The 25,209-nt window shown below is 70.9% G+C and carries 19 protein-coding genes and 3 pseudogenes; 13 read left to right on the top strand and 9 right to left on the bottom strand.

Translation table 11 applies throughout. The features are described 5' to 3' along the window. Positions 1 to 9: 9 nt before the first annotated feature. Positions 10 to 558: pseudogene (locus ABEB07_RS18760) on the top strand (transposase); the annotation flags it as partial. 93 nt (positions 559 to 651) lie between these two features. On the opposite strand, the gene ABEB07_RS18755 reads toward ABEB07_RS18760, so the two are convergent. Next, positions 652 to 1,203, bottom strand: a complete 552-nt coding sequence (locus ABEB07_RS18755; RefSeq protein ID WP_345669390.1) for a hypothetical protein — start codon at positions 1,201 to 1,203, stop codon at positions 652 to 654. Between the two features lie 819 nt (positions 1,204 to 2,022). On the opposite strand from ABEB07_RS18755, the gene ABEB07_RS18750 reads away from it, so the two are divergent. The 5 genes and pseudogenes from ABEB07_RS18750 (at position 2,023) to ABEB07_RS18730 (ending at position 9,961) form a co-directional block, all read left to right on the top strand. Further along, positions 2,023 to 5,388, top strand: a complete 3,366-nt coding sequence (locus ABEB07_RS18750; RefSeq protein ID WP_345669389.1) for an ALF repeat-containing protein — start codon at positions 2,023 to 2,025, stop codon at positions 5,386 to 5,388. Between the two features lie 252 nt (positions 5,389 to 5,640). Beyond that, positions 5,641 to 7,566: a DNA/RNA non-specific endonuclease gene (locus ABEB07_RS18745; RefSeq protein WP_345669388.1), complete on the top strand. Its 1,926-nt coding sequence runs from the start codon at positions 5,641 to 5,643 to the stop codon at positions 7,564 to 7,566. A 31-nt stretch (positions 7,567 to 7,597) separates the two neighbouring features. Then, positions 7,598 to 8,638: a hypothetical protein gene (locus ABEB07_RS18740; RefSeq protein ID WP_345669387.1), complete on the top strand. Its 1,041-nt coding sequence runs from the start codon at positions 7,598 to 7,600 to the stop codon at positions 8,636 to 8,638. 398 nt (positions 8,639 to 9,036) lie between these two features. Further along, positions 9,037 to 9,276 (top strand): annotated as a pseudogene (locus tag ABEB07_RS18735) (transposase); the annotation flags it as partial. Positions 9,277 to 9,355: 79 nt separating this feature from the next. After that, positions 9,356 to 9,961, top strand: coding sequence for a transposase (locus tag ABEB07_RS18730; RefSeq protein WP_345669386.1), 606 nt, complete (start codon positions 9,356 to 9,358; stop codon positions 9,959 to 9,961). Between the two features lie 246 nt (positions 9,962 to 10,207). Here ABEB07_RS18730 and ABEB07_RS18725 read toward each other — a convergent pair whose 3' ends face one another. Then, complete coding sequence (locus tag ABEB07_RS18725; RefSeq protein ID WP_345669467.1) at positions 10,208 to 10,384, bottom strand: hypothetical protein; 177 nt, start codon at positions 10,382 to 10,384, stop codon at positions 10,208 to 10,210. A 115-nt stretch (positions 10,385 to 10,499) separates the two neighbouring features. Then, positions 10,500 to 11,673: pseudogene (locus ABEB07_RS18720) on the bottom strand (IS701 family transposase); the annotation flags it as partial. 168 nt (positions 11,674 to 11,841) lie between these two features. On the opposite strand from ABEB07_RS18720, the gene ABEB07_RS18715 reads away from it, so the two are divergent. The 4 genes from ABEB07_RS18715 to ABEB07_RS18700 all read left to right on the top strand — a co-directional run bounded on the left by ABEB07_RS18715 (position 11,842) and on the right by ABEB07_RS18700 (position 14,552). Further along, entirely contained in the window at positions 11,842 to 12,483 is a 642-nt protein-coding gene (locus ABEB07_RS18715; RefSeq protein ID WP_345669385.1) for an HAD family hydrolase, read from the top strand. 133 nt (positions 12,484 to 12,616) lie between these two features. After that, positions 12,617 to 13,828: a helix-turn-helix domain-containing protein gene (locus tag ABEB07_RS18710; protein WP_345669384.1), complete on the top strand. Its 1,212-nt coding sequence runs from the start codon at positions 12,617 to 12,619 to the stop codon at positions 13,826 to 13,828. 119 nt (positions 13,829 to 13,947) lie between these two features. Next, positions 13,948 to 14,145, top strand: coding sequence for a hypothetical protein (locus ABEB07_RS18705; protein ID WP_345669383.1), 198 nt, complete (start codon positions 13,948 to 13,950; stop codon positions 14,143 to 14,145). After that, the gene (locus ABEB07_RS18700; protein WP_345669381.1) at positions 14,142 to 14,552 is read left to right on the top strand and encodes a DUF6415 family natural product biosynthesis protein; all 411 of its coding nucleotides are present in this window, start codon (positions 14,142 to 14,144) and stop codon (positions 14,550 to 14,552) included. The genes ABEB07_RS18705 and ABEB07_RS18700 overlap by 4 nt, the downstream gene beginning before the upstream one ends. An 88-nt stretch (positions 14,553 to 14,640) precedes the next feature. Here the strand turns inward: ABEB07_RS18700 and ABEB07_RS18695 are convergent, their stop codons facing one another. After that, complete coding sequence (locus ABEB07_RS18695) at positions 14,641 to 16,095, bottom strand: amino acid permease (protein WP_345669380.1); 1,455 nt, start codon at positions 16,093 to 16,095, stop codon at positions 14,641 to 14,643. Positions 16,096 to 16,330: 235 nt separating this feature from the next. On the opposite strand from ABEB07_RS18695, the gene ABEB07_RS18690 reads away from it, so the two are divergent. Continuing rightward, positions 16,331 to 17,083, top strand: a complete 753-nt coding sequence (locus tag ABEB07_RS18690; protein WP_176151246.1) for a MerR family transcriptional regulator — start codon at positions 16,331 to 16,333, stop codon at positions 17,081 to 17,083. Between the two features lie 10 nt (positions 17,084 to 17,093). On the opposite strand, the gene ABEB07_RS18685 is transcribed toward ABEB07_RS18690, so the two are convergent. From ABEB07_RS18685 to ABEB07_RS18675, 3 genes are all read right to left on the bottom strand, one after another. Then, the gene (locus ABEB07_RS18685) at positions 17,094 to 19,283 is read right to left on the bottom strand and encodes a 3-hydroxyacyl-CoA dehydrogenase NAD-binding domain-containing protein (RefSeq protein ID WP_345669377.1); all 2,190 of its coding nucleotides are present in this window, start codon (positions 19,281 to 19,283) and stop codon (positions 17,094 to 17,096) included. Positions 19,284 to 19,339: 56 nt separating this feature from the next. After that, complete coding sequence (locus ABEB07_RS18680) at positions 19,340 to 20,554, bottom strand: acetyl-CoA C-acetyltransferase (protein ID WP_345669376.1); 1,215 nt, start codon at positions 20,552 to 20,554, stop codon at positions 19,340 to 19,342. A gap of 69 nt (positions 20,555 to 20,623) precedes the next feature. Beyond that, entirely contained in the window at positions 20,624 to 21,754 is a 1,131-nt protein-coding gene (locus ABEB07_RS18675; RefSeq protein WP_345669375.1) for a CaiB/BaiF CoA transferase family protein, read from the bottom strand. A gap of 276 nt (positions 21,755 to 22,030) precedes the next feature. Here ABEB07_RS18675 and ABEB07_RS18670 point away from each other — a divergent pair, with 276 nt between their 5' ends. Continuing rightward, on the top strand, positions 22,031 to 23,209 hold the full coding sequence (locus ABEB07_RS18670) for a saccharopine dehydrogenase family protein (protein ID WP_345669374.1): 1,179 nt from the start codon (positions 22,031 to 22,033) through the stop codon (positions 23,207 to 23,209). Here the strand turns inward: ABEB07_RS18670 and ABEB07_RS18665 are convergent. Both ABEB07_RS18665 and ABEB07_RS18660 read right to left on the bottom strand, forming a co-directional pair. Next, entirely contained in the window at positions 23,206 to 23,943 is a 738-nt protein-coding gene (locus ABEB07_RS18665; protein ID WP_345669373.1) for an endonuclease V, read from the bottom strand. The two genes, ABEB07_RS18670 and ABEB07_RS18665, sit on opposite strands and share 4 nt — an antisense overlap. Before the next feature lie 157 nt (positions 23,944 to 24,100). Next, on the bottom strand, positions 24,101 to 24,424 hold the full coding sequence (locus tag ABEB07_RS18660; RefSeq protein ID WP_176151240.1) for a plasmid stabilization protein: 324 nt from the start codon (positions 24,422 to 24,424) through the stop codon (positions 24,101 to 24,103). A 306-nt stretch (positions 24,425 to 24,730) separates the two neighbouring features. On the opposite strand from ABEB07_RS18660, the gene ssgD reads away from it, so the two are divergent. Next, complete coding sequence (gene ssgD, locus ABEB07_RS18655; RefSeq protein WP_176151239.1) at positions 24,731 to 25,147, top strand: spore wall synthesis regulator SsgD; 417 nt, start codon at positions 24,731 to 24,733, stop codon at positions 25,145 to 25,147. The last annotated feature ends 62 nt before the right edge of the window (positions 25,148 to 25,209 follow it).

Here is a 25,209-nt window from a genome sequence, read left to right as displayed (position 1 = left end):
CTACTCAGCGACGAGGCCGGATTCTCCATGACGCCGCCGCACACGAAGACCTGGTCACAGCGCGGCCGGACCCCGGTGCTGCGGGTCCGCGGCCGTTCCCGCAGACGGGTGTCCATCGCCGCGCTGACCTGCTACAAACCCGGCTACCGGTCCCGGCTGATCTACTGGCCTCGCCGGGACGACGGCCGCCGCGACGGGCGCAAGAGCTTCTCCTGGCGCGACTACCGGGACCTGCTGATCGCCGCCCACCAGCAGCTCGGCGGCCCGATCATACTCGTCTGGGACAACCTCAACGTCCACAAAGCCGCCGGCCTGCGGGAGTTCGCCGCCTCCCGGGACTGGCTGACGATCTACTACCTGCCGCCCTACGCACCCGACCTCAACCCCGTCGAAGGGATCTGGTCACTGCTGCGGCGCGGCTGGCTCTCCAACGTTGCCTTCAGCACCCCTGAACACCTCGTCCAGCGCATCCGACGCGGCCTACGGCACATCCAGTACAGCAGCGACCTCATAGACGGCTGCCTCGCCGAGACCGGACTGACCATCCAGCCCACCTGAGCCACCATGCGACATCACGAGTTCAGTCTCAGTACTTTGTCTGTTCGGCAACGAATGCGTATCTGTCATGCTGGTGGTGGGGGCAGGGGCGAGTTATCGAGTGGTTTTTATTTCCATGAGCATGTATTCGCGGCCTTGGTCGTCGGCGCTTTCGCCAACGGCGGTCCAGGTGTTTTTTTCGATGTCGAAAGTTTTTTCCTGGCCTCCGACCGTCATGTCCACTTGGGTGGTGTAGTCGTTGCCTTTGACGATGTAGACGGCAGGAATTTCCAGGGTGAGCCAGCCGGTGGTGCCGGTGGTTCGGAAGCAGATGGGGTTTGTCTGGCGTCGTGCCATGATCTGGATGAGTCCGGTGCCGGTGGTGCAGTCGGTGAGGGTGATGTGGCCGTCGCCGCGTTTGAGGGTGATGCCCTGTTCCCGGAGGATGCGGTCGGCTCCTGGGTAGTTGAAGTCTTCGATTGCGTAGCCGGGTGCCTCGCCGGCCACGGTCACCGTCTGGCCTTCTGCGCTTGCGTTCTGCGTCCCGGCCGGGGGGGTGGGGAAGAGGGCCCATACGGTGGTGCCGACGGCCAGGGCGGCGAGCAGGGTGCGTGTGACGAGATGTGTGCGGTGCGGCGTGGCCGCAGTGTTGGTGTGCGTCTTCATGTTCTTCCTTCGTGGGTCCGTGGGGTGCGGGTGGGTCTGTCCGGTGCGGCTGGGCTGAGCGCACGGCGCAAGCGGGGTGCCCGGCTGGGATTCGCGGGGCGTGTGTGCGGTGGCCGCCCACGCGGGCGGCTGCGGGTTCGCCGTTCGGGCGGGGGCGACTGGTGCCCTGTGGGGTGGCGCCCCGGGTGCGCGTCGCGCATCGCGGTGTGGTCCCGGGCCTGCGAGTCCTTCCGCGGTGCGCCCGTGCGGTTGTTCTCGGCGTGGTACGGGAGTGCACGGGTGGCGGGGGGCAGGGTGTCGTCGGGGGGCCCGTGCCGGGGGCAGGCCGGCGCCTGGGATGTCGCGGGTGTCGTGTGCCCGTTCGGTGAGCGCCGTCCAGGAGCCGGCCGTTTCAGTGGTCCACCGAGAGTGAGTTCCTGTGAATTGCCATACATTTCAACAGTTCTCATCCCACGTTGACCGCCAGTTCTCACTCGCCCAGACTTATCGAATTCGTCTGGCAATACCGCCCTTCGACATCTCGGGCTTCGCCAAGCCTATTCATGTCATCGTCACTTACTGATCTTGTCCACCGGCTCAAGTGGCACATATCGGTCAACTTTTGAAGATGCTGTGTGATGTGCGTCACTTGTTGCGAAGGTTGTGCGTCCGCCTGTGAAGATTTCGCAGAGGACAAAGGGTCTCTTTTATGGCCTCATTGTCTGACTGCCTCTCATTCCTGGTAAGGGGCATTTGATTTCCGACTCGCTGCACGCTGAAATGGTTCAGCCCGAGCCTGAATTCCTGTCAGTCGTCACAGACAACGAGGACAACACCCTTATGCAGACGATGTACTGGAGCCGCAGACGGCTCCTCGGCGCGGTCGCCGCCGTGACCGCGGTGTCCACCGTTCCCCTCTCGCTCGCCGTGCCGAAACGAGCCTCGGCTGCGGACGGCGCGCCGGCCGACTCGCTGACCATGCCGGACACCGACCGCGCTAAGGTCGTCAAGGCCTTCATGACGGGCGGTCAGGCCACCAAGGCCGCAGCCGCCTACGCCCTGTACGGCACCGATGCCGAGGTCCAGACGTTTCTGACCGAGACGCTCTCGAGAGTGACGGCGGAGGACAACCGCGTCGCTATCGCCAGGTCCCTGGTCCGGGCCGGCAAGGGCACGCGCCGGGAGGCCGTGGCCGCCCTCGACGACGGCGACGACGCCATCGCCGAGTTCCTCGCCCAGGGGTACCGGCCCGCTCTACTGGAGGATCTGAGCGTGGCGACCGCCATCGTGTCGTCCACCGGCGGCAAAGGCGTGCGGCGGGAGGCCTCGGCGGCTCTGGACGCCGGCACCCGGCAGGCCCTGGAGACGTTCCTCACCGACGGTCAGTACGACGCCGCGCTGGAGGACGCGCGAGTGCAGGTGTCGGCCATGATGATCAGCGCGGGGCCCGAGGTCCGCAAGTACGCGGACCGTGCGCTGAGCGGCACGGCTGCGGACATCCAGTGGTTCCTCGACACCGGCCAGCACATCGCCCGGGCCCGGGACCAGGAGTCGGCGACCATCGCAGAACTCGTCGCGGTGGTCGAGCGGGAGGGCAAACGCGCCCAGGCAGAGACCGACCTGGCCACCGAGGCCTCCGCGCGCGCCCAGGCCGCCGCCCAGAAGGCCAAGGAAGCGGCCGAGAAGGCCGCCGCCGATGCCGCGGCGGCGCAGCAGGACGTGCAGAAGTCCGCCGCGGCCGCCCGCAAGGCCGCGAATGCTGCGGAGGGCGCGGCGAATGCCGCCCGCGACGCCATCAGCGCCTCCAACGCGGCGGTGAACGCCTCGCGCCGCGCCTCCTATGCGGCGACGGCGGCCTCCCACGCCGCCGCGACGGCCGGCAACGCCGCCGCGCGTGCCTACAACGCGGCCATTGCCGCCTCCAAGGACGCCTCCAAGACGGCGGCGGCCAAGAACGCCGCCGTAGCCGCCCGTGATGCGGCCGCGAAGGCCCAGTCCGCGGCCAAGGCGGCCGACTACGCCGCGGCCGCCACCGCCCAGTCCGTCCAGGCCGGCATCGCGGCCGCGGGCGCCGCACGCGACTCCGCCGCCGCTGCCCAGGCCGCCGCACAGGCAGCCGCGGCCTCCGGTGCGGCTCAGTCGGAGGCGGCCGAGGCTAAGCGCCAGGCGGCCGTGGCGACGGCTGCCGCGAACCGGGCCACCAACTCCGCCTCCCTCGCCCAGGCCCTGGCCAACACAGCCGCCTCCGCGGCACGTGCGGCACGCGACGCCGCCAACTCCGCCGCCGCACACGCCCTGAAGTCGGCCGACGCCGCCGACGAGGCGGTGAAGAACGCGGGCAAGGCCATCGACTACGCGAACACGTCCACCGCGCACGCCGCCGAGGCCGTGAAGGCCGCCGACGTTGCCACCAAGGCGGTGACGGACGCCATGGCGGTGGAGCAGGCGGCCCGGGACGCGGAACTGGCCCGCCTGGAACAGGACAAGCTGCAGGGCATCGACGAGGCCCGCCTGCTGGCTGGGATCGAGGCCGACGAAGAGGCCGAGAACGAGAACAAGCGCACTCAGGATGCCCAGACCGAGCAGGCTCTCAAGGACGTCATCGCCACAGCGGAGAAGGCCCTGTGGGAGACCGGCGACCTGGCGCTCGCCGTGACGCTGGGCCGTAAGGCCGCCACCGGCCTGCTTGAGGCGAAGGGTGCCTGGACGCGGCAGGCGGCGCAGTTCGCCTTGGCGGGAAGTGACGAGGACATGCTCTCGTGGGTGGACCTCGACCGGTCCCTCGCCGCGAATCAGGACGACCGGGAGACCGTCCTCTACCTCGCGCAGATATCCAGCCCCGCCATCGCGGAGGCCGCCCACGCCGCCCTTCAGAGCTCCAGTTCGACGGCGGTGGGTGACTTCCTCACCTCCGGGGTCATCCGGGCATCCCAGGACGACAACAAGGTCCAGGTCGGCCGCATCCTCAACGGCGACCCGGGCAAGGCCGTCACCAAGGCCGCCAACGACGCGCTCGACGAGAACACCCCGGAGGCCTACCGGGACTTCTTCGACCGCACCTACCCGGCCGCGGTGCGCGAGGACGACGCCGTGGCCACCGCGACGGCTACGAACACCGGCGGCGAGTACGTCAAGGCGTATGCGGAGGTGGCATTGGAGGGCCCCACCTGGATGCGCCGGCACTTCGTCCAGCAAGTGCAGTACACGGCGGCGCAGCTCGACCACGACTCCGCTACCCACGTCGCCGCCATCCGCGGGTCGATCGCGGCCGCGGCCAAGATCGCTTACCAGGCGCAGAAGGACGCGGCGGACGCGTCGAAGGCGGCCGCCAACGCCCGCAACGCTGCGGCCGACGCGCAGAAGTGGGCCGACAAGGCGATCGACGCGGCGAGCAAGGCGAGCACCTTCTCCCAGCAGGCCAAGGACAACGCCGCCGCCGCCGATCGCTCCGCGGCGGCTGCCCAGGCCTCGGCGAACCAGGCCAAGACGGCGGCCTCGACCGCGCGCCAGGCGTCCCGGGCGGCGAACTACTCCGCGAACACGGCCATCGACGCGGCCCGCTCGGCGCTCCAGTCCTCCTACAGCGCCCAGGCGTCCGCCGCCGCGGCCCGCCAGTCTGAGATCAACGCGGGCCGAGACAAGGCCGCGGCCGCCGCAGCGGCGAGCCAGGCGCACCAAATCGTCGCTCAAAAGCGCCAGGCCGAGATCGTTGAGGCCGCCCGCAAGGCCGCCGAGAAGGCGAGCCAGGAACGAGGGCAGGGCCAGAACCCGGCCGACAGCGACACCCACGACGACGTCCACCCCGAAGGCACCGGCTCCGGAGAGGACGACGAGGACTGGTGGTCGGACGCCGGCTGGTGGGCCGACGCCGCGAACAAGGTCAGCGTCGCCTCCGGCCTCATCGCCGCCGGCCTCGGTGCGGCCAGCCTCGTCTTCCCGCCACTGGCGGCCGGCGCGGCGTTCTTCGGCTACGTATCGCTGGCTGCCGGCGCGCTGGGCGCACTCTTCACCGGTATCGAATATGGCTTCACCAGCGGGCAGTTCATCGAATCTGTCGGAGATACCGCCCTCAACCTGGCCACGTTCGGCCGGAACAAGCTGGCCAAGCCGGTCGTGCAGAAGGTGGCCCCCGTGGCCAACAAGGTCGCCAAAGAGGGCAAGGAGCTGGTGTCTTCGATCACCAGCGGTCTGTCAAAGCTCTGGTGACAGGCCTCCTTCATCTGTCGTCTCGAGGTCGCCTCCGCCCAGCCGGTCACCGGCTGAGCGGCGAGTGACGACGTCCCGCCGCCACGTCGACGCGTGCGCTGTTACCGGCAGGCCGCGCCCGTTCCTCGCGCCGCACACCTCCTGGATGTGTCCCCCACTCCCGCTCATCACGCAGCACATCACACCCGAAAGGCACATATGACAATGCGACCATCCGCTCTATTTGTGCGGTTCAGACGCACAGCCGTCCCATTGCTGGCCGTCCTCGCCCTCGGTGCCACCACCACCGCCATGGCGCCGACGACCCAGGCCCGGGACGCGGTCCCTCACAAGGCGGAGCGCATCGGCCCGGCCGATCCGGGCAGAACAGCAACTTCCGACGAGACCCAGACTCTCCCGGCGGTTTCCGGGGAGCACTGCGAGCCCACTCCCACCGGCTCCCGCGAGCGCAGAGCGGGAGCGGTGGAGGCCTGCGTCACCGTGAACGCCGCGCCGGTAGCGCAGACCCAGCGGCGGCGGACCCCCACCGCCGTGCCGCCGACGGCTCTGGCCGCCGCCGACACGGCGAGCTGCGTGATCACAAACCCCGGGACGTGGTCATTCAGCCGCTTCGGCTACTGCGTGAGCGGCCTGACCGTGCTGTACGTGCTCAAGGACGGCAACGGCAAAGAGATCGGCACCGGCACGCTGGACGTCGCGTCCAGCGCCCTCCTGCCCGCCGACATCAAAAGCCCGAAGTGGAACGAGTACGTCACGGTGACCATGACCGGTGCGACCGGGGCCGTCACGTCGCTGACCGCCAAGTTCCGCGCCGAATGCACCACCGGGTGCAAGGTCACCAAGACCGCCGCGTGGTACGGGGGCGACCTGGTCAGCGGCCAATCCGTCAACGGCTACGTCAGCTACTCCTCCTCCCCGGCCGCCGGAGCAAAGGTCCGGTTCACGACGTCGTACAAGCTGTACGTCACCACACCCGGAGCTCAGATCACCGACCCGAACGCTTCCTGGAGCAATCCGAGGGAGATCCGCTGTGACGACGACGTCCGGGACACGACCAGCACCACCAGCACGCCGGCCAGCGGCTGCGTCGTGCCCTCCGAAACGCCGGTCGTCAAGCTGAGCGCGACCTCCAGCTCGGACTCTGCGGCGGCCGGCTACCTCTGGGCCCAGCAGAACCTCGCCGACGGCTGGGGCCGAGACAAGCCGCTGACTCGGGCAAAGAGCGGCATAGCCGACCGCGCGAGCCAAACCTGTGGAAGCGGGAGCTCAGAGCCCTTCCAACCTCGGACGGACCTCGTCGCGGGCGACAGCTGCGGCCAATTCCCCTTCGCGGCCACCCATGAAGGAGGCACCGACGGCGCACAGTGCGCCGAGATCGTCCCCAACTACAGCAGCGGAGGGTGGGACGTCTACAAACTGAACGGCGAGAACAGCAACAGGCCCTGCGCACGCGTTCACGCCCCGCTTGCGGACGTCCAGTCCGCCGAGTCACAGCTCTCCGAAGGCTTCGCGAGTCAGCGCGTGGTGGAGGGCGAGCAGTTCAAGGTGGAGATCACCAGCTCGACCCCCCAGCCGCAGGGCGCTTGCCTGAGCAACGCGCCGAGCGAGGCACTTCCTTCCCGGGACGGGTGGATCAGGAACACCACCGAACCGATTGCGCACACCAATAAAACCACCACCCCACCCGGATCGGGAGGTACCCGGGCGGCCACGGCTCAGGCTTGTCTCGGCAAGAACCTCGGCGACGGCAGCGACGCAGTTGGAGACATCACCGGCTGGCAGGATGCGCAACTGTTCCGCGACACGTTTTCGCCCGGAACCGGACTCGCCCGGTGTCACCTGATCGCTAACATACTCGGAGGAAAAGGTCAAAGAGGAGACGGCGGACAGAACAACCTCGTCCCCTGCTGGCAGGTCGGGATGAACACCGGCACACCCAGCATGCGAACCTACGAGTGGGCGGCCCAACGGGCGGTGGCGAACGCGGCCTTCGGACCGAACGACGCGATCTTCTACCAGGCCATCCCCGACTACCGGGACGACACCAGCACGATCCCCCAAGGGATCACCATGAGCGCTACAGTCGAGCGGGCTGACGGAACCTCGCAGCCCTTGTTCCCCGATGTCTACATCCCCAACACCAAGGGCGACACCGGGCTGCTCAACCTCGGAAACTGACCCCAACTGCATCGCACCACCGGGAGCCAGAATGAGCCGTACGACCCCCTCGCGGCCGCTTGACGTGACCGCGCTCTTCCCTCAACTGGCCCCGCTGGCCCGCACGGCGACCCGGCTGCACCCACGGCCCGGGTCGCCGTCGCGGCACAACAGCTCCGTCGGCGGGCCGTTGCTGTGGCCGGCCGAGGAACCATGGCCGCACTGCGAAGGCCCGCACACATGTGACCAGGTGAACGCCGCCCCCTCGCTGGAGGGGGAACGGGCGGACCGGGGCATCCCGGCGCAAGAGGCGAGCGGGTCGCCGCGCACCCCCGACACATCCCCATGCGAGGCCGAGGACCGGATGGTCGACGACAGGCCCGAGGGCGACCAGCCGTGGCCGGGAGGGCCGATCGCCATGCTGCCCCTGGCCCAGCTGTACGCGCGTGACGTCCCCCTGCTGCGCCCGCCCGGGCAGACGGACGCCGATCTGCTTCAAGTGCTGTGGTGCCCCTTCGACTACCCCGGACACCTCAGGACCGCGCTGCGGTGGCGGTCCGCCGCCGCCGTCACCGACGTCCTCGACGTGCCCCCCGAGCCGCCCACGGTCGAGTTCGGATACCTGCCCCAGCCGTGCCTGCTCTCGCCTGAGGAAGTCACCGAGTATCCCCACTTCATGGAGCTGAGCAAGCAACTGCAGCAGCAGTTGGCAGACTGGAGCAGATGGCAAACGGCCAGCACCGCGGTGGACAGCTCGTATGCTGTGGCCCCGGAGGAGTTCTACATGAACTCGCTGTCCGTCTCTCCCGGCTGGAAGGCCGGTGGCTGGTCCCGTTGGGGGCTCACCGATCCCATGCCCCGCGTCTGCTCCGTCTGCGGCACGCAAATGGACCCGCTGCTGACCATTGCCTCGACCGAATGGAACAGCGGCACCAAAAGCTGGGCACCCGAAGGAGCCCAGGCTCGCGACCCGCTTCCCCCCGGCGTCCCTCCAGCGAACTACACTCGGATCGTCATCGCCAGCGGCTACAGCCTGCAACTTTACATCTGCCCGATATCCACGGACCACCCGCAACTCGAACTGATCCAGTGAGAACCAGCCGCAAGATCTGGATCCGGCCGTGAGACGTCATCCGCTTTCCGAACGTGATCGTTCGGTTCGGCCTGGGTGGGATTGGGTGGTGCCTCGCGGCGGGAGAGATGGGTGTGTTCGTCCGCTCTTCTCGGTCGTGGAGGTGGCTGATGCCGTCGGTGATCGGTCTGTTGGAGGCTCGGAGGAAGGGGATCCGGGAGGAGGTGGCGCGGTTGCGTGCCGCGCTCGATGAGGCGGAACGTGCGCTTCAGCGTCTGGTGGATACCCGGGTCATGGTGACGGAGGTACTGACCGTGGGGCGGCCCCGGCGCCGGGGTCTTCGCTGAAGGCGGCGGTTGCGGGATCGACGGTGCCGCACCGGACCGAGGGCATGGCGGTATCCGTGCCGGCAGTCTTTCGTGGTTGCGTCCGCGGAGTCCAACTCGCTGTCTCCATCGTGTGACTGTCTCGCGCACAGGTTCGACAATGCGGCTGACGGGCTGGAACGTGTGCGGTGTTACGGCTCGGATCTGACGGACGTGGAGTGGCAGGTCGTCCGGCCCTTGCTGCCGGTTCCGGCATGGATCCAGGGCCGGGGAGGCCGACCGGAGAGCTATGGCCACCGCGTGATGTTGGACGCGGTGCGCTACGTGGTCGACAACGGCGTCAAGTGGGCCGGTCTTTCGGCGGATTTCCCGCCGTACCGGCGGGTGCACGCATTTCGCCCGACGCCGGCAGGTGGCGGGTCTGCTCGGCGAACTCCACGACCGGCTGCGCGACCGCGTGCGGGAGAAGGAAGGCCGCGCGGTGGACCCGACGGCCGCGATCGTGGACTCGCAGGCCGTGCGGGCGGCTGCGAACATCCCGCGCTCGACGTCCGGCTGGGACGGCGGGAAGAAGGTGGGCGGCCGTAAGCGGCACCTGGTGGTCGACTGCCTCGGCCTCGTCCTGGCCGTCACGGCGACCGCGGCGAGTGTCCAGGACCGCGATGCCGCTGTCGGACTGCTCGATGGGCTGAGCACGAAGTACTTCCCGATCCGCCGGGTGTGGGCGGACGGCGGATACGCGGGACGGCTGGTCGACTGGGCGGCCGAGAACCTCCATCTCACCCTGGAGATCGTCCGACGTACCGACGACACGAGTGGGTTCGTGGCGCTGCCGCGCAGGTGGGTGGCGGAAAGGACGCTCAGCCGGCTCATGCGTTCACGTCGTCTCGTCCGGGACTACGAGACGCTGCCCGTCATGCACGAGGCCATGGTGCTGTGGTCGATGACGATGCTCATGAGCGGCCGCCTCCCCGGCCGGCACCCGGCAGGGTCCGCCCGCTCTGCGGCAAAGCAGTGAACACTCCCGGCCGCACCTGCCGGATCCAGCCTCGCTCCGCCAGCCGTTTCGCCTTCGACCGCACCCCCTCGACCTTCGCCGGCACCACCCGGAGCCCCAGCGCCGCAGCCAACTGCTGACAGCGCATACCCTTCCGCCCGACGTCCGACTCCAGCAGTTCCACGATGTGCTGGTAATCAACTGCCCGCACGGATACCGCCATGCCCCCGGTCCGATACGGCACCGCCGATCCTGCAACCGCCGCCTTCAGCGAACACCCGGCGCCGGGGCCGGCACCACGGTCAGTACCTCCGTCACCATGACCCGGGTATCCACCAGACGCTGAAGCGCACGTTCCGCCTCATCGAGCGCGGCACGCAACCGCGCCACCTCCTCCCGGATCCCCTTCCTCCGAGCCTCCAACAGACCGATCACCGATGGCATCAGCCACCTCCACGACCGAGAAGAGCGGACGAACACACCCATCTCTTCCGCCGCGAGGCACCACCCAATCCCACCCAGGCCGAACCGAACGATCACGTTCGGAAAGCGGATGACGTCTCAGGGAGGCTGAGGTGGATGAGCTGGGAGGATTCGTTTCTGCTTTGTCCCTGTCCAGTTCGCGGGCTCGCAGGACGGTCAGGCAGGCGTGGGCGGCCATGGCGAGAGTGATGTGGCGGTGCCGTCCGGGGTAGCGGCGGACCTGGTAGTCGTCCAGGCCGCATTCCTGCTTCGCGCTATGGAAGCATTCCTCGATGGCCCATCGGCTGCCCGCGATGCGGATCAGCTCGTCCAGGGTGGTCTCGGCAGGGCAGTAGGCGATGTAGGAGGAGACCTCCCCGGGCCGGCTGATGCTGCGGCGGGCGATCACCCAGTGGCGGCGGTCGGGTCGGTGCCAGGGCCGCACCTCGACGCGTGCCCAGTCGTAGATCTGCAAGGCTGTGAGCCCCGCTGCCGCAGGAACGGCGCTTCCGTTTCTGCCGGGCGAGCCCGTTGAACAGGTCGTGGACGGAGTGGTCGATCGCCCAGCGGGTGACCACGGTGTCGTGTCGGGTGGTGGCCATGACGTGGAAGACGTCCGCCCGTTCCAGCTCGGACCGCCGGTTCTTGGAGAACCCGTAGGCGGCGTCCGCGGTCATCCACCGGAAGGGGATCTTGTCCGTGATGGCGCGGCGGACCATCGCCTTGGCCATGGCCACCTTGGTCTCGAAGGCGACGTCGTCGTCGATGCCGGCCCGGCGGCACCTGTCGCGGTCGTCGGTCCAGAAGGTGGGCAGGTACAGGCGCCGGTCGATCAGTGTCCGCCCGCGGTCGGTTGCATAGGCGAGGAAGACGCCGACCTGGCTGTTCTCCGTCCGCCCGGCGGTGCCGGAGTACTGCCGCCGCACCCCGGCCGACCGCGTCCCCTTCTTCAGGAAGCCGGTGTCGTCCACGACCAGGACGGCGTCCGGGTCGCCGAGGTTGTCGACCACGTACCGGCGCACGTCGCCGAGCACCTCATCGGCGTCCCAGTCGATCCGGTTCAGCATCCGCTGGATACGGTCCGGGCCCGCATGGCCGGCCTCCTCCGCCAGGGTCCAGCCGTTCTTCCGCTGCAGCGGAGCGATCAGACCACGCATACAGGCCAGTGCCGACTCACGCGGCTCCGACCTGCTGAAACGGTGCACGAACCGCTCATGCACCGCATCCAACTCACGCGCCCACAACCTCACATCAGCAAGGTCCCCACCCATAGCCACAACAACGACGAAGCCGGCCACCCGTCACGGCAAAGACCATTGCAGTACTAAGGCGGCGGACAGACGTCAATGGACTGGCGGCTCGTGGTCGTGGTCCCGCATCGGCGGTGGCCGACCTGTACGTCTCTCGGGCGGCGTCCCGGCTCCCCGTAGGCTCGGGGCGTGATTGACACCATCGTGTTCGACGTCGGCGAGACGATCACCCGGGACGACCGCTACTGGGCTTCCTGGGCCGACTGGCTCCAGGTTCCGAGACACACGCTCTCCGCCCTCGTCGGGGCCGTCGTCGCCCGGGGGCAGGACAACGCGGACGCGCTCCGGCTCGTACGCCCCGGGATCGACGTCGCCGCGGAGTACCGCGCCCGGGAGGCAGCCGGACAGGGTGAACGGCTGGCCGAGGAGGATCTGTACGAGGATGTGCGGCCCGCGCTGGCGGCACTGCGTGCGCAGGGGGTGCGGGTCGTCATCGCCGGCAACCAGACCGCGCGGGCCGGGGAGCTGCTGCGCGCCCTGGATCTGCCCGCGGACCTGATCGCCACGTCGGGCGAGTGGGGAGTGGCCAAGCCGGAGGCGGCCTTCTTCCGGCGGGTGCTGGAGGCGGCGCAGGCGGCGCCCGAACGGACGGTGTACGTCGGCGACCACCCGGTGAACGACATCTTCCCGGCGAGGGCCGCGGGCCTGCGGACCGCGCACCTGCGGCGCGGCCCGTGGGGGCATCTGTGGGCGGACGACCCGGAGGTGAGGGCGGCGGCCGACTGGCGAATCGACGGCCTCACCGCACTCGGCCGGATCACCGGCAGGTGAGGAAGGCGGCCCCGGCCGCAGGGGGATGCCGGCTCGTAGCGCTGAGGTCTGGTCTGTGTGACGGGCGGACCGATCGCCCACTGCCTCCTCTTGATCAGGGGTACCTTCGAAGGGTCGAGACTCGAAGGACTCCATGATGTCTTACGCGAATGACGCGGCGGGAGAGCGGATCGGGCGGCGGATCGCCGAGGCTCGAAAGGCGCGCGGCTTGACGCAGCTTCAGCTCGCCCAGCGCATCCCCTGCTCCAAGAGCCTCGTCGCACAAGTCGAGCGAGGGCACAAACCGGCCACGCCGTCCCTGACCGCCGGTGCGGCGCGCGCTCTGGGAGTTCGGTTGGAGCAGCTGACCGGGCAGCCGTACGAGGACCCGTACCGAGGCCGGGTATACGAGACGATTCCGGGCATCCAGGCGGCGATGCTCTCCTGGGACCTGCCCGACGACTCGGTGCGAGCACGGCCCTATGCCGACCTGGCGGCGGACGTCGCGAAGGTCTCCGCGCTGGGCCGTAAGGCCAGTTACGCCAAGTTGGGCCTGGCATTGCCCTCCTTGCTGGACGAACTGTCGACGGCCTGCCACGCCGCCGAGGGAGCGGAGCGCGAGCGGCTGTTCGGGCTGCTTGCCGAGGCGTACTCCGGCGTGACCGGAATCGCCTATGCGCTGGGGTTGTTCGACCTGCGGTCACTGGCCATGGACCGCGTGCAGTGGGCCGCCGCCGCATCGGGCGACCCGCTTCGAGTGGCCCGTACACAGTGGCAGCGCTCGACGCTGTTCCTGCAAGCCGCGTCCTACGAGCGCGGCATGCGTCTGCTGGAGCGCGTCCGCCGTCACGTGGGCGAGGACATCGCGCACATGGACGAGCCCTCGCTCAGCGTGCACGGTGCGGCTCACCTGCGGTCCGCCATCTTCGCGGCCCGTGCCGGCAACGGCCCCACCGCCCGCGCGCATCTGGACGCGGCAGCGGAGACCGCCCGTCTCCTCGGACACGACGACGCGAACCATTACGGCCTGGAGTTCGGGCCCACCAACGTCGCCATGCACCGGCTCGGGGTGGCCGTGGAGATGTACGACGGGCCCGAGGTCGTACGCAGCACGCGGCAGACACGGCTGCCCGCGGACGTGGCACCGGTGCGGGCGGGCCGCTGGTACATGGACGCCGCGAAGGGGTGGCTGGACTACGGCAACCGGGAGAAGGCGTTCGCCGCCCTGCAAGCGGCGCGCCGCGTCGCGCCGGAGCAGACGCGGAACCATCCGCAGGTGCGCGAGACCGTACAAACACTGATCCACATGGAGAGGTACGGCAAGGATTCCCTCGCGGGGTTCGCCTCGTGGATCGGTCTGTCGTGACGAAGTTTCACGGGCCGTGAAACTCGTGACCACACGCTCAGTAGCAGCATGACTACACAGACCCCGGCGAGGTGGTGAGACCTCCCGGGGCGTGGCCAACGCTGCGAAGGAGCGTCGACGTGACGAACCGTACCGTCCGAGAACCGCAGCGCCCAGGGGGCGCCATCCGGGTCTACACCGTCCGCCGCGACGGCTCGCGTACCGAGCCGCAGACCGCCGTGAGCGTGCCGTACGGCGACGGACCCCCGCCCTGGCCGGTGAGCGAGGCGTTCCCCTGTGCCTGCCCGGTCCACCGTGCGGCGGAGTCCGGACGGTGAGCGGTGTCGACGCGAAGGCGGACGGCGCCGCGCTCGCCTCCGTCACGGTGCGGGCCGCCGCTGCCTGGTTCCTGGACCAGAGGACGCTGCCGCGGCACGGCACCGTACGGGCCTTCGAGGACGGCTTCCGCCGAACCCTCGGTGAGCTGATCCCCCGCGTCGAGCAGCTCGCTGCCGCTCTGCCGGCCGACGACGTCCCCGCGCAGGTCGCCCTGGCCGCACTCGCGGAAGCCCGCCGACGGCTCGACGAGGAGGAGGCGGCGGGTCTGCGCGGCGAGGTCGAGCGAGTGCGGCGGATCGCCAAGTCGGTCCTCGCCCTGTGCGGGCACCACGACGTCTTGACCAGCCTCCGGACGTACGAAGGTGCGGGCCGCCGTCCGAGCGCAGTAGGAGAGGACGCGCCGTAACAGTGAGTACGTGCGGGAGCCTGACGGTGGGTGCCAGTGCCTGGCGTCTGCCCGACGGCTCCCGCCGACCCCTGCCCCGGAGCCCCCGCTACTTCGTCAGCGAAGCAGCGGACTCCTCGGTGACCCTGCGGCGCACCCCGTACCAGCCCGCGACCAGCAGGACCGCGAGGACCGGGATGAGGTAGAGGGTCTTGCGGCCCACCTCCGGGTCCTTCCACATCAGGCCCAGGCAGGCCAGCAGGAAGGCGATCGTGGTGATCTCGGTGACCGGGCTGCCGGGGAGGCGGAAGTGCGGGCGGGTCAGCAGGCCCGCCTTGGCGCGGCGGACGAAGACCAGGTGGCAGACCATGATGATCACCCAGGTGCTGACGATGCCGAGCGAGGCGACGTTCAGCACGATCTCGAAGGCCTGGCTGGGCATCAGGTAGTTCAGGACGACGCCGAGCACGCACACCGCGCAGGTCAGCAGAATGCCGCCGTAGGGCACCTGGCTGCGGCTCATCACGCGGGTGAACTTCGGCGCCGAGCCCGCCATCGCCATGGAGCGCAGGATGCGGCCGGTGGAGTACAGGCCGGAGTTCAGGGAGGACATGGCGGCGGTCAGGACCACCAGGTTCATGACGTCGCCGGCCGCGGGCACGCCGATCTTCGACAGGACCGTGACGAAGGGGCTCTCGTCGCCGGAGTAGACCGAGCCCGGCAGCAGCAGCGCGAGCAGGACGACCGAGCCGACGTAGAAGAGGGCGACGCGCCACATGATGGAGTTCACCGCGCGCGGGACGACCTTCTCCGGCTCGGCGGTCTCGCCCGCGGCGACGCCGACCAGCTCCAGCGCGGCGTAGGCGAAGATCACGCCCTGCATGACGAGGACGACCGGCATCGCGCCGTGCGGCAGCAGTCCGCCGTGGTCGCTGATCACGCTCCAGCCGGGCGTGGTGCCGTCCACCTGGTGCTGGGTGGTGAGCAGGAAGATGCCGATCAGCATGAAGGCGACCAGGGTGGCCACCTTGACGATCGCGAACCAGAACTCCATCTCGCCGAAGATCTTCACCGAGATCAGGTTGACGGTGAGGACGACAGCGAGGGCGATCAGCGCCAGCACCCACTGCGGGACGGGCGTGAAGAAGCTCCAGTAGTGCGTGTAGAGCGCGATCGCGGTGATGTCGGCGATGCCGGTGGTCGACCAGTTCAGGAAGTACATCCAGCCGGCGACGTAGGCGCCCTTCTCGCCGAGGAACTCGCGCGCGTACGACACGAAGGAGCCGGAGGAGGGCCGGTACAGGACCAGCTCGCCCAGGGCGCGGACCACGAAGAACGCGAAGACGCCGCAGACCAGGTAGGCCAGCGCCAGCGCCGGTCCGGCGTTGTGCAGGCGGCCGCCGGCGCCCAGGAAGAGGCCGGTGCCGATCGCGCCGCCGATGGCGATCATGTTGACGTGGCGGTGCTTGAGGTCCTTGCTGTAACCGGCGTCGCCCGCGTCGGCGGGAGCACCGGTCGCCTGGGGATGGCCGACGACGGGTGCCGTGTGCACGTCCTTGGTCAAGGGGAAGATCCACTCTCTGGTGCCCCGGGCGGGGTGGGCCCGGGTGTCCGTACGTTTCCGGCCCGCCCTGCCCATGGGCGCGGTACAGACCAGGAAACCAGCTTCCCAGCGAGATCACTTTCATGCGATGGCACACGTCACAGAGCGGAACTTCTCACACGACCTGCGCAGATCGGTCATCGGGTTTCACAGTGGTCGGTGTAACAGCGGCACTGATACAGCGATACTGCTTCACATGACGACGACCGACACCGGGGAGCCGGCCCTCACGATCGACGAGCTGGCCGCGCGGGCCGGCGTCACGGTGCGCACCGTCCGCTTCTACAGCGGCCGCGGTCTGCTGCCGCCGCCCGAGATCGGCCCGCGCCGGGTGGGCCGCTACGGCCGCGACCACCTGGCCCGCCTCGCGCTGATCGAGGAGATGCAGCACCAGGGCATGACGCTGGCCGCGATCGAGCGGCATCTGCGCCAGCTCCCGCCGGACCTGTCGCCGCACGACCTGGCCGTGCACCGGGCGGTCGTCGCCTCCTGGGCGCCGGAGAGCGTGGAGACGCTGTCCCGGCGCGAGCTGGAGCGGCGGGCCGGGCGGCCGCTGACCGACGAGGACGTGGAGCGGCTGGCGGCGATGAACGTGCTGGCACCTGAGAACGGCGACGGTGCCGCGTACCGCGTCGACGCCGGGCTGTTCCGGCTGGGGGTGCGGCTGCTGGACGTGCCGCTGTCCGAGGAGACGATCCTCGCGGCCCGCACCGCGCTGATCGAGCACGCCCGCGCCGCCGCCCGCGAGCTTTCGGGGCTGCTGCGCGACGCGGTCGCCGAGCGGGACGCCCAGGACGTGAAGTCGCTGTCGGCCCACATGCACCCGCTGGTGGTGCAGGCGCTGCTGACCACCTTCCAGCGGTCGCTGAAGGAGGAGCTGCGGGAGTGGGTCGACACGGCCCGGACGGAGGAGGGGTCCTTCGAGGACGAGGACGCCTCCTCCGCCTGAGCGCGGCAGGTCAGCGGCCGTCGGTGAAGGTCTCCCCGCGCTCCGCCTTGGCCACCAGCAGGGCGGGCGGGGTGAACCGCTCGCCGTAGCGCTCGGCCAGTTCCCGCGCGCGGGCGACGAAGCCGGGCAGGCCGCCGTCGTAGCCGTTGACGTACTGGAGCACGCCGCCGGTCCAGCCGGGGAAGCCGATGCCGAAGATGGAGCCGATGTTGGCGTCGGCGACCGAGGTCAGGACGCCTTCCTCCAGCAGCTTGACCGTGTCCAGGGCCTCCGCGAAGAGCATCCGCTCCTGCATGTCCTTGAACGGGATCTCGTGCCCCGGCTTCGTGAAGTGCTCGCGCAGGCCCGGCCACAGGCCCGCCCGCTTGCCGTCCTCGCCGTACTCGTAGAAGCCGGCGCCGCCGCTGCGGCCGGTGCGGCCGAACTCGTCCACCATGCGGTCGATGACGGCCTCGGCGGGGTGGGTCGGCCAGGTGCCGCCGGCCTCCTCGACGGCCCGCTTCGACTCGTTGCGGATCTTGCGGGGCAGGGTGAGGGTCAGCTCGTCCATCAGGGACAGCACCTTGGCCGGGTAGCCGGCCTGGGCGGCGGCCTGCTCGACGGAGGCGGGCTCGATGCCCTCGCCGACCATCGCCACGCCCTCGTTGATGAAGTGGCCGATGACGCGGGAGGTGAAGAAGCCGCGCGAGTCGTTGACGACGATGGGCGTCTTGTTGATCTGGCGGACCAGGTCGAAGGCGCGGGCCAGGGCCTCGTCGCCGGTGCGCTCGCCCTTGATGATCTCCACCAGCGGCATCTTGTCGACCGGCGAGAAGAAGTGCAGGCCGATGAAGTCGCCCTGCCGCTCGACGCCCTCGGCCAGGACGGTGATGGGCAGCGTGGAGGTGTTGGAGCACAGCAGCGCGTCCGGCGCGACGATGTGCTCGATCTCCTGGAACACCTTGTGCTTGAGCGAGGGGTCCTCGAAGACGGCCTCGATCACCGCGTCGCAGCCGGCGAGATCGGCCGCGTCGGCGGTGGGCGTGATGCGGGCGAGCAGCGCGTCCGCCTTCTCCTGGCTGGTACGGCCCCGGGAGACGGCCTTGGCGCACAGCTTCTCGGAGTAGCCCTTGCCCTTGACGGCGGACTCCAGCGCGACGTCCTTGAGGACGACCTCGATGCCGGCGCGGGCGCAGCTGTAGGCGATGCCGGCGCCCATCATGCCGGCGCCGAGGACGGCGACCTTCCGGACCGTGCGGGGCTCGATGCCCTGGGGGCGGTTGGCGCCGGAGTTGACGGCCTGGAGGTCGAAGAAGAACGCCTGGATCATGTTCTTCGAGGTCTGCCCGGCGGCCAGCTCCACGAAGTAGCGGGCCTCGATGACCTGCGCGGTCTCGAAGTCGACCTGGGCGCCCTCGACGGCGGCGGCCAGGATGTTGCGCGGCGCCGGGTAGGGCGCGCCGGCCGTCTGCTTGCGCAGGTTGGCCGGGAAGGCGGGCAGATTGGCGGCGAACTTCGGGTTCGACGGGGTGCCGCCGGGGATGCGGTAGCCGGGCCGGTCCCAGGGCTGGGCCGACTCGGGGTTGGCGTCGATGAAGGCGCGCGCCTTGGCGATCAGCTCCTCCGGGGTGGCGGCCACCTCGTGGACGAGGCCGTTCTCCTGGGCGCGGCGCGCGTTGTACTGGGTGCCCTGGAGCAGCACCTTCAGCAGCGCGTCGGTGATGCCGAGCAGCCGTACGGTGCGCACCACGCCGCCGCCGCCGGGGAGCAGGCCGAGGGTGACCTCCGGGCAGCCGATCTTGGTGCCGGAGGCGTCGAGGGCGACGCGGTGGTGGCAGGCGAGGGCGAGTTCGAAGCCGCCGCCGAGGGCCGCGCCGTTGATGGCGGCGACGACCGGCTTGCCGAGGGTCTCGATGCGGCGCATGTTCCGCTTGATGGCGAGGCCGCCGTCGAGCAGGTCCCGCGCGGTCCCGGGGGTGACGCGGATCAGGTCGCGCAGGTCGCCGCCGGCGAAGAAGGTCTTCTTCGCGGAGGTGAGGATGATGCCGCGGATGGCGTCGGGGTCGGCCTTGAGCTCGGCTTCGAGGCGGTCGGCGACGGCGGCGAAGGAGTCGCGGAACGCCTGGTTCATGGTGTTCGCGGACTGGTTCGGGTCGTCCAGGACGAGGGTGACGACGCCGGTGTCGTCCTGTTCCCAGCGGATGGTGGTGCTCTCGGTCATGTCAGAGGTCTTCCGTTGAGGCCGTTGAGGTCCGGTGCTGAGGACTGCGCTGGGATTCAGAGGCGCTCGACAACGGTGGCGACGCCCATGCCGCCGCCGACGCAGAGCGTGGCGAGGCCGTAGCGCTTGTCCTGGCGCTCCAGCTCGTCCACCAGGGTGCCGAGGATCATCGCGCCGGTCGCGCCGAGCGGGTGGCCGAGTGCGATCGCGCCGCCGTTGACGTTGACCTTGTCCAGGGACAGGCCCATGTCCTTGACGAAGCGGAGCACGACGGCGGCGAACGCCTCGTTGATCTCGACCAGGTCGATGTCGTCGATGGTGAGTCCGGCCTTGGCGAGCGCCTTGCGGGTGGCCGGGGCGGGGCCGGTGAGCATGATGGTGGGCTCGGAGCCGGAGACGGCGGCGGAGACGATCCGGGCGCGCGGGGTGAGGCCGTAGCGCTCGCCGACCTCCTTGGAGCCGATGGCGACGAGCGAGGCGCCGTCCACGATGCCGGAGGAGTTGCCGGCGTGGTGGACGTGGTCGATCTTCTCCACCCAGTGGTACTGCTGGAGGGCGACGGCGTCGAAGCCGCCCAGCTCGCCGATGTCCGCGAAGGACGGCTTGAGCCCGGCGAGGGAGTCGGCGGTGGTGCCGGGGCGCGGGTGCTCGTCGTGGTCGAGGACGACGAGGCCGTTGCGGTCGGTGACCGGGACGACGGAGCGCTCGAAGCGGCCGTCCTTCCAGGCCGCCGCCGCGCGCTCCTGGGACAGCGCCGCGTACTCGTCCACGTCGCGCCGGGTGAAGCCCTCGATGGTGGCGATCAGGTCGGCGCCGATGCCCTGCGGCACGAAGTTGACGGAGAGGTTGGTCATCGGGTCGTTGAACCAGGCGCCGCCGTCGGAGGCCATCGGGACCCGGGACATCGACTCGACGCCGCCCGCCAGGATCAGGTCCTCCCAGCCCGAACGGACCTTCGCGGCGGCCAGGTTGACGGCTTCCAGACCCGAGGCGCAGAAGCGGTTCTCCTGGACGCCGGCCACCGTGTCGGGCAGGCCGGCCGCCAGCGCGGCGACGCGGGCGATGTCGGAGCCCTGGTCGCCGACCGGGCCGACGACGCCGAGCACGACGTCGTCCACGGCCGCCGGGTCCAGGTCGGGGAAGCGGCGGCGGATCTCGTGGATGAGGCCGACGACCAGGTCGATGGGCTTGGTGCCGTGGAGGGCGCCGCTTGCCTTGCCGCGCCCGCGCGGGGTGCGGATCGCGTCGTACACGTACGCTTCGGTGCTCACTGACAGGCCTTTCGATGAGGGGTTCGGTGGCTGTGCGGTGCGTGGCGGCCCGGCGGGCCGCCGCCCGGTTCAGGCGTCCGCCGGCAGGTCCCAGTCGCGGGCCACCTCGGCCGCGTGGGCGCCGGGCAGGGCCGGGCCGGTGCGGACGGTGGCGGGGGTGGCCGAGAAGCGGGGCGCGGGGGCGGGCTGGGTGCGGCCGTCGTGGTCGGTGAAGGTGCCGCGGGCGGCCAGGTGCGGGTGGTGCGGCGCCTCGCGCAGCGACAGTACGGGGGCCACGCACGCGTCGGAGTCCGCGAAGAGCGCGGTCCACTCCTCACGGGTACGGGACTTGAAGCGGGCGGCGACGGCCTCGCGCAGCTCGCCCCAGCGGGCGAGGTCGGCGTGCGCGTCGGCGAGGTCGGACGGCAGGCCGAGGCGGGCGGCGAACTCGTCGTAGAAGCGCCGCTCCAGGGCGCCGACCGCCATGTGCGCGCCGTCGGCGGTCTCGTAGGCGCCGTAGTACGGGCAGCCGCCGTCCAGGAGGTTGGCGCCGCGCCGGTCCTGCCAGGCGCCGGCGGCGAGCATGCCGTGGATCATCGTGGCCAGGTGGGCGGCGCCGTCCACGATGGCGGCGTCCACGACCTGGCCGGCACCGGTCGCCCGGGCGTGGTGCAGGGCGGCCAGGACGCCGACGACGAGGTAGAGGGAGCCGCCCGCGTAGTCGCCGAGGAGGTTGGCGGGGACGGCCGGGGGCGCGTCGGGCGCGCCGATCATGCCGAGTGCGCCGGTGACGGCGATGTAGGCGATGTCGTGTCCGGCGCGCGGGGCGAGCGGTCCGTCCTGGCCCCAGCCGGTCATCCGGCCGTAGACGAGCCGGGGGTTGCGGGCGTGGCAGGCGTCGGGGCCGACGCCGAGGCGTTCGGCGACGCCGGGGCGGTAGCCCTCGATGAGGACGTCGGCGCGGGCGGCGAGGTCGAGGACGCGGGTGCGGCCCTCGGGCGACTTCAGGTCGCACAGGACGGAGCGCTTGTTGCGGTTGGTGAGGTCCTGGGCCGGGTCGATGCCGAGGCCGGCGCCGCCGGGGCGGTCCACCCGGACCACGTCGGCGCCCAGGTCGGCCAGCAGCATCGCGGCGAACGGGCCGGGGCCGATGCCGGCCAGTTCCACGACGCGCACGCCGGTCAGCGGGCCGTACCGCCCCGGCGTCTGTGCCGTTGCCATGTGGTGGGCCCCTTCGTCGCGACCACTGTGACACAACTGATGTAACACCGACGATGTTAAGAACACGTTCCACCCGGCACAAGCCCCACACGAGCAAGCGCTTAGCCAAGCCGGCGTCGGGAGACGTACCCGGTGCGCCGCCGGCCGTACCGCGCGCCGCCCCCGCGCCACTCCCCCGCCGCCCTCGCCGCACCCCCTCGCGGTGATCGGCGCGGGCACGCTAGCCTCGGCCACCGACGGCGGCACAGACGGCGCGACCGCGAGGCAAGGGGTGTCATGAGCAGGCTGAATGGGGCGGAGCGCCCGTACGACATCGTGCTCTTCGGGGCCACCGGTTTCGTGGGGCGGCTGACCGCCGAGTACCTGGCCGCGCACGCGCCGGACGGGCTGCGCTGGGCCGTCGCGGGCCGCAGCGAACGCAAGCTGGAGGAACTGCGCGAGGCACTGCCCGGCGGCGCGTCCGTCGGGGTGGTCACGGCCGACGTGGCCGATCCGGACTCGCTGCGGGAGCTGGCCCGGCGGACCCGCGTGGTGGCCACCACCGTGGGCCCGTACGTGACGTACGGCGAGGAACTGGTCGCCGCCTGCGCGGACAGCGGCACGGACTGCGTGGACCTCACCGGCGAACCCGAGTTCGTCGACCTGGTGTACGTCCGGCACGACGCCCGGGCGCGGGAGACCGGGGCGCGGCTGGTGCACGCGTGCGGGTTCGACTCGGTGCCGCACGACCTGGGCGTGTACTTCACGGTGGGGCAGCTGCCCGAGGGCGTGCCGCTGAGCGTGGACGGGTTCGTGCGCGCGGACGCGGCGTTCTCCGGCGGCACCCTCGCCTCGGCGCTCGGGCAGCTGTCCCGGCCGCTGTCGATGCGGGCCGCGGCGCGGGAGCGCGCGTGGCACGAACCCCGGCTGGTGGGGCGGCGGGCCTCGGCGCCGGCGGCGGCGCCGCGGTTCGCCGGGGAGGTCGGCGCCTGGGCGCTGCCGCTGCCGACCATCGACCCGCGGATCGTGGTCCGCTCGGCGCGGGCGCTGGAGCGCTACGGCCCCGACTTCCGCTACCGCCACTACGCCGCCGTACGGCGGCTGCCGGTGGCCGCCGGCTCGGTGGCCGCCGTGGGCGCCCTGGCCGCCGCGGCCCAGGTGCCGCCGGTGCGGCGCTGGCTGTCCGGCCGGCTCGAGCCGGGCGACGGACCGAGCGCCGAGAAGCGGGCCAGGAGCTGGTTCTCGGTGCGGTTCGTCGGCGAGGGCGGCGGCCGGCGGGTGTTGACCGAGGTCGCGGGCGGCGACCCCGGCTACGACGAGACGGCGCGGATGTTCGCCGAGTCCGCCCTGTGCCTGGCCCTGGACGAGCTGCCCGAGACGGCCGGGCAGGTGACGACGGCGGTCGCGATGGGCGACGCGCTGCTCGGCCGGCTGTGCGCCTCCGGGCTGACCTTCCGCACGGCGGCGGTCGTTTAGTCGACTGGTCGACCGAACGACTGGTGCGTGCCCGGCTCCGGCTGCCCCGTCGCCTCCCTGAGGGCCCGGTGGCACAGGGCGTCGGCCCGGCGGGTGGTCTCCGGCAGGCGGTAGGCCGGGGTCAGCGCGAGGGTGTGCGCGCAGGCGTTGTCGAGACCGGTGCGGTGGCCCACGGAGACGAAGACCGGCTTCACTCCGTCGCGGGTGCGCAGCGCGCGGCCGACCTCCTCGGTTCCGGCCAGCAGCGGGGCGGCGCTGCCGCGCGGGGTGTCCGGGCCGGCGTGGGCGAAGGTGAAGGGGTTCTTGGCGACGCCGATCGTCGGCAGGCCGGTCAGGACGCCGAGGTGGCTGGCGAGGCCGAACCGGCGCGGATGGGCGAGTCCGTAGCCGTCGCAGACGACCAGGCCGGGCGGGCGGTCCAGGGCGTCGAGGGCGGCGAGCACGGTGGGGATCTCACGGAAGGCGAGCAGTCCGGGGACGTACGGGAAGGAGATCCGGCCGATGGCGGTGGCCTCGGCGACCACCCGCAGCGTGGCCGCGTCCAGGACGACGGCTGCCGCGGCGACGACGTCCCGCTCGTCGTCGTAGGCGACGTCCACGCCGGTGACGTGGCCCGTCCCGGGCGCCGGACCCGCCTCGTCCAGCACGATCCGCGCGCGCAACTCGTCCTGCACGGCCCGCGCCCGCTCCGTGCTCGCGGGCCAGCCCGCGGGTATCCCTATGGTCGTCGTCATGGTGACAGGAGCCTACGGGGCCGCCGCGCGGCGCGGGCACGACGGGCGGCGCCCCGGGGCGCGCGGCCTTCGGGGGCCGGGGGCGGTCAGGTCGCCGCGCCCCGGCCCCCGGCCGCGGCCGGGGCGTGCGCCGGGGCGCCGCCCGCGGGTCCCTGGGTCACTTGTCCAGCGCCTGCCGCAGCTGCTGCTTGTTCATGTCCGAGCGGCCGTGGATGTTGCGCCGCTTGGCCTCCTCGTAGAGCTGGTCGTACGTGGGGCCCTGGGAGCCGTGGCCCGAACGCTGGCCGCCCCGCTTGCCGGAGGACATGTCCTGCGTCGAGGTGCGGCCGGCCGTCTTCGACTCGCCCGAGCGGGCGCGCTCCTTGTTCACCGTGCGGGCGGCGATCTCCTCGGCGCGGCCGGCGCTCTCGCCCCGGTCCCGCGCGCTCTCCTTGATGTGCTCGTACTGACGCTCCCGCTTGGCACTGGATCCGCGTGGCATGCCGTTCACTTCCTCTCAGTCAAGGACCGCCTACCCGCATCCTGGGACAGTTCGTCATTTCAGGCGATATTCAATCGCCCGGTCGAGCGAAGCGCCCCTTGTCGCCGGATGCCCGGCGACCTGCGCTCCCACGCGCGCTCCGGCCGCGTAAGACCGGTCACGTCCGCGCATGAAAGGCGGTGACAGAGGTCACTAGCTCCCCATGTGCACGGGGCGGCCGGTTCCGTCGTCTCCTCCAGTGCCGGCCTCGTCCACCCAAGCGTCCGTCCAGCCGTCGTACGTCATACGTCACAAGGGAGCAAGGCGTTGTCCACCGTCATCGAGCAGCCCGTCGAGGCGCGTCTGGTCGCCGCCGCGCCCCGGATGCCCAGCATCCCCGCCACGTTGCACTACGACCGCCGGGACCCGTTCGCCGTCCGGATGTCCTTCCCCGCCCCGGCCACCCTGGAGGGCGTCGAGGTCTGCTGGACCTTCGCCCGCGACCTGCTGACGGCCGGTCTGGAGGAGCCCGAGGGCGACGGCGACGTACGGGTGCGGCCGTACGGGTACGACCGGACCGTCCTGGAGTTCCACGCCCCCGAGGGCACGGCCGTGGTGCACGTGCGCAGCGGTGAGATACGCCGGTTCCTCCAGGCCGCGAGCAAGCTGGTGCCGGTCGGCCGCGAACACCTCCAGCTCGATCTCGACCACGGCCTCGCGGAGTTGATGCGCGACGCCTGCTAGCGGCCGGGCCCCGCGCCGGCCGGCGGCGCGTCAAGGCCGCCGTGGTGCGGGCCGCCCGTCAC

This window comes from Streptomyces similanensis (assembly GCF_039543625.1).
GTDB classification, from domain to species: Bacteria; Actinomycetota; Actinomycetes; order Streptomycetales; family Streptomycetaceae; genus Streptomyces; species Streptomyces similanensis.
The sequence above is the reverse complement of the archived record's forward strand: the minus strand, read 5'-3'. Positions and strand labels throughout refer to the sequence as shown.